This is a genomic window from Kitasatospora sp. NPDC057500 (assembly GCF_042802195.1).
Classification (GTDB): Bacteria; Actinomycetota; Actinomycetes; order Streptomycetales; family Streptomycetaceae; genus Kitasatospora.
Genome location: NZ_JBHVER010000362.1, coordinates 1 through 4,259, shown reverse-complemented (window position 1 = coordinate 4,259; position 4,259 = coordinate 1). Strand labels below are relative to the sequence as shown.

At 68.9% G+C, this 4,259-nt stretch carries 5 protein-coding genes; all 5 read left to right on the top strand.

The features are described from left to right. Nucleotides 1–248: 248 nt before the first annotated feature. Nucleotides 249–1,253 carry a type I glyceraldehyde-3-phosphate dehydrogenase gene (gene gap, locus ACFU74_RS36380; protein WP_380764412.1) on the top strand — a complete coding sequence of 335 codons (1,005 nt, stop codon included), beginning with the start codon at nucleotides 249–251 and terminating at the stop codon, nucleotides 1,251–1,253. Nucleotides 1,254–1,404: 151 nt separating this feature from the next. Beyond that, nucleotides 1,405–2,607 carry a phosphoglycerate kinase gene (locus tag ACFU74_RS36375; RefSeq protein WP_380764411.1) on the top strand — a complete coding sequence of 401 codons (1,203 nt, stop codon included), beginning with the start codon at nucleotides 1,405–1,407 and terminating at the stop codon, nucleotides 2,605–2,607. A gap of 7 nt (nucleotides 2,608–2,614) precedes the next feature. After that, nucleotides 2,615–3,400 (top strand): triose-phosphate isomerase, encoded by a 786-nt coding sequence (gene tpiA, locus ACFU74_RS36370; RefSeq protein ID WP_380764410.1) that lies wholly within the window; start codon nucleotides 2,615–2,617, stop codon nucleotides 3,398–3,400. 87 nt (nucleotides 3,401–3,487) lie between these two features. Continuing rightward, complete coding sequence (gene secG, locus ACFU74_RS36365) at nucleotides 3,488–3,724, top strand: preprotein translocase subunit SecG (protein ID WP_380764409.1); 237 nt, start codon at nucleotides 3,488–3,490, stop codon at nucleotides 3,722–3,724. 205 nt (nucleotides 3,725–3,929) lie between these two features. Beyond that, nucleotides 3,930–4,217 carry an RNA polymerase-binding protein RbpA gene (locus ACFU74_RS36360; RefSeq protein WP_350552731.1) on the top strand — a complete coding sequence of 96 codons (288 nt, stop codon included), beginning with the start codon at nucleotides 3,930–3,932 and terminating at the stop codon, nucleotides 4,215–4,217. The last annotated feature ends 42 nt before the right edge of the window (nucleotides 4,218–4,259 follow it).

The window sequence follows — 4,259 nt, the reverse complement described above, 5'->3', positions numbered from 1 at the left end:
GCGGAGCCGTGTCCGGAGGGTGGGACGGGGCGTCGCCGGGGTCCTCGCGCGGGGCCGGGACCAACTGCCCGGGAGGGCAAGGCCGGACGACCTGGAATTGTTGTGAACACGCGCCACGCCAGGGGTTGCGCGGGCGCCTGATGTGCTCTACCCGGCCTCGGAGGGGTAGGGTCATAGGCGGTCGGGGACATCCCAAAATTCCACCCCGTCGGCATAGCGTCCGGCGTACCTAACGAGGAGATCGGTTCGTGACGATCCGGGTAGGCATCAACGGATTCGGCCGCATCGGCCGCAACTTCTTCCGTGCGGTTCAGGCCCAGGGCGCGGACATCGAGATCGTCGGTGTCAACGACCTGACCGACACCAAGACCCTGGCGCACCTGCTCAAGTACGACTCGATCCTGGGCACCTTCCCGGGCGAGGTGTCGCACACCGCCGACAGCATCACCGTCAACGGCAAGACCTTCAAGGTCATCGCCGAGCGCGACCCGGCCAACCTCCCCTGGGGCGAGCTGGGCGTGGACATCGTCATCGAGTCGACCGGCATCTTCACCAAGGCCGAGGCGGCGAAGAAGCACGTCGCGGCCGGTGCCAAGAAGGTCATCATCTCGGCGCCCGCCACCGACGAGGACATCACCATCGTCATGGGCGTCAACGACGAGAAGTACGACGGCGACAAGCACACCGTCATCTCCAACGCCTCCTGCACCACCAACTGTGTGGCGCCGCTGGCCAAGGTGCTGAACGAGAACTTCGGCATCGTCAAGGGTCTGATGACCACGGTGCACGCGTACACCAACGACCAGGTCACCCTGGACTTCCCGCACAAGGACCTGCGTCGCGCCCGCGCCGCGGCCCTCAACATCATCCCGACCTCGACCGGTGCCGCCAAGGCCACCGCGCTGGTCCTGCCGGAGCTCAAGGGCAAGCTGGACGGCACCTCGCTGCGCGTCCCGGTCCCGACCGGCTCGATCACCGACCTCGTGGTCACCCTGGAGCGCGACGTCACCGTCGCCGAGGTCAACGAGGCCTTCAAGAAGGCCTCCGAGACCACCCTCAAGGGCATCCTGCAGTACACCGAGGACCCGATCGTCTCCTCCGACATCGTGAACTCGCCGTTCTCCACGATCTTCGACTCGCTGATGACCATGGTCCAGGGCAACCAGGTCAAGGTCTTCGGCTGGTACGACAACGAGTGGGGCTACTCGAACCGCCTCGTCAACCTGACCACCCTCGTCGGTGCCGGGCTCTGACGCAGCGGGAGCTGACGTGAAGTAGGGGGGAGGGCCCGGAAGGCATGTGCGAAGCCGTCCGGGCCCTCCGTCTGCGCACCCTCAACTCCCCATGGACGGCACAACGTTGTGCCGTCCCCTGCTCCACCATCTCGCCAGGAGACCGAAGACCGTGAAGACCATCGAAGATCTGGACGTCGCCGGTAGGCGCGTGTTCGTCCGCGCGGACCTCAACGTTCCGCTGTCCGACGGCACGATCACCGACGACGGCCGGATCCGTGCCGTCGCCCCGACCATCGCCAAGCTCGTCGAGCGCGGCGCGAAGGTCGTCGTCGCCTCCCACCTCGGCCGCCCCAAGGGCGCGCCGGATCCGCAGTTCTCCCTCGCGCCGGTGGCCGTCCGCCTCGGCGAGATCCTCGGCAGGCCGGTCGCCTTCGCGGCCGACACCGTGGGCGAGAGCGCGAAGGCCACCGTCGCCGCCCTGGCCGACGGCGAGGTCACGCTGCTCGAGAACCTGCGCTTCAACGCGGGTGAGACCAGCAAGGAGGACGCCGAGCGCGCGGCGTTCGCCGGGCAGCTGGCCGCACTGGCCGACCTCTACGTGGGCGACGGCTTCGGCGCGGTGCACCGCAAGCACGCCTCGGTGTTCGACCTGCCGGCGCTGCTGCCGCACGCGGCCGGCGACCTGATCGCCACCGAGGTGGGCGTGCTCAAGCGCCTCACGGAGGACGTCGAGCGCCCGTACGTGGTGGTGCTCGGCGGTTCCAAGGTCTCCGACAAGGTCGGCGTGATCGAGAACCTGCTGCAGAAGGCCGACCGGATCCTGATCGGCGGCGGCATGGTCTTCACCTTCCTCAAGGCCCAGGGCCACGAGGTCGGCACCTCGCTGCTGCAGGAGGACCAGATCCCGACCGTCCAGGGCTACCTGGCGGAGGCGAAGGAGCGGGGCGTCGAGTTCGTCCTGCCGACGGACGTCGTGGTCTCCGGGGGCTTCCCGGACCTCAAGGCCAAGGCCCCCACGGCCCACTCGGTCGTCGCCGTGGACGCGATCCCGGCCGACCAGCTGGGCCTGGACATCGGCCCGGAGAGCCGCAAGCTGTTCGCCGAGAAGCTGGCCGACGCGAAGACGGTGTTCTGGAACGGCCCGATGGGCGTCTTCGAGCACCCGGACTTCGCCGGCGGCACCGCGGCCGTCGCGCAGGGCCTGCTCGACAGTGACGCGTTCTCCGTGGTCGGCGGCGGCGACTCCGCCGCGGCCGTCCGCACCCTGGGCTTCGACGAGACGAAGTTCGGGCACATCTCGACCGGCGGTGGCGCGAGCCTGGAGTACCTGGAGGGCAAGCGGCTCCCCGGTCTCACCGCCCTGGAAGGCTGAATCACGCATGACTGAGCGTCTCCCGCTGATGGCGGGCAACTGGAAGATGAACCTCAACCACCTTGAGGCCATCCAGCACACCCAGAAGCTGGCCTTCGCGCTGGCCGACAAGGACTACGAGGCGGTCGAGGTGGCCGTCCTGGTGCCCTTCACCGACCTCCGCTCGGTGCAGACCCTGGTCGACGGCGACAAGCTGAAGATCAAGTACGGCTCGCAGGACATCTCGCAGCACGACGGCGGCGCCTACACCGGCGAGGTCTCCGGCCCGATGCTGGCCAAGCTGAAGTGCGCCTACGCGGTGATCGGCCACTCGGAGCGCCGCCAGTACCACGGCGAGAACGAGGAGATCGTCAACGCCAAGGTCAAGGCCGCCTACCGCAGCGGGATCACCCCGATCCTGTGCATCGGCGAGCCGCTGGAGGTCCGCAAGGCCGGCACCCACGTCGAGCACACGCTGGCCCAGCTCGACGGTGCGCTGCAGGACATCCCGGCCGGGCAGGCCGAGTCCATCGTGGTCGCCTACGAGCCGGTCTGGGCGATCGGCACCGGCGAGGTGGCGACCCCCGAGGACGCCCAGGAGGTCTGCGCCGCGATCCGCGCTCGGCTCGCCGAGCTGTACGACGCCGAGCTGGCCGGCAAGGTCCGGGTGCTCTACGGCGGTTCGGTGAAGTCGTCGAGCGCGGCCGGCCTGATGGCCAAGCCGGACATCGACGGCGGCCTGATCGGCGGAGCCTCGCTGGACGCCGACGAGTTCGTCAAGATCGTGCGGTACCGTGAGCAGGCAGTAGGCTAACGCCGCCGCAGCAACGTAGGCTTTGGGGCCGGACCACCCGACGTGGTCCGGCCCCTTCGCCGAAGATACGAGAGAGTTGGTCCCGTCGTGGTTCTCGGGTTCTCGATTGCCCTGATCGTCTTCAGCCTGCTGATGATCCTCCTGGTGCTGCTGCACAAGGGGAAGGGCGGCGGCCTGTCGGACATGTTCGGTGGCGGCGCGATGTCCACCGGTGGCGGTTCGGCGGTGGCCGAGCGCAACCTGGACCGCATCACGGTCGTGGTCGGCCTCGGCTGGTTCGCCTGCCTCGTGGTGCTCGGTCTGGTCATGAAGTACAAGGGATGACATACCTCTGACGCCCCGTCGCCCCGCGGCCTATCCTGGAAAGGTCCGGGGCGGAGCCGGTGGGTGGCGCATGCTTAACTCCTGCTTACACTAGGACGACTTTCGCCACCGACGCGCGTCGCGCGCGTCGGCGCACCAGCACGCAGGGAGTCAGACCGTGGCAAGTGGCAACGCCATCCGTGGCAGCAGGGTCGGAGCCGGCCCGATGGGCGAGGCGGAGCGCGGCGAATCCGCCCCCCGCAACCGGATCTCCTTCTGGTGCGCGAACAAGCACGAGACCCGGCCCAGCTTCGCGGCCGACGCGGTGATCCCGGAGACCTGGGACTGTCCGCGCTGCGGCTTCCCGGCCGGCCAGGACGAGCACAACCCGCCCGCGCCGTCCCGCAACGAGCCGTACAAGACCCACCTCGCCTACGTCCGTGAGCGGCGCACCGACGCCGACGGCGAGGCGATCCTCGCGGAGGCGCTGGCCAAGCTCCGCGGCGAGATCTGACCGCGAGTGACGAGCACCAGCGAAGCACCGAAGGGCGCCACC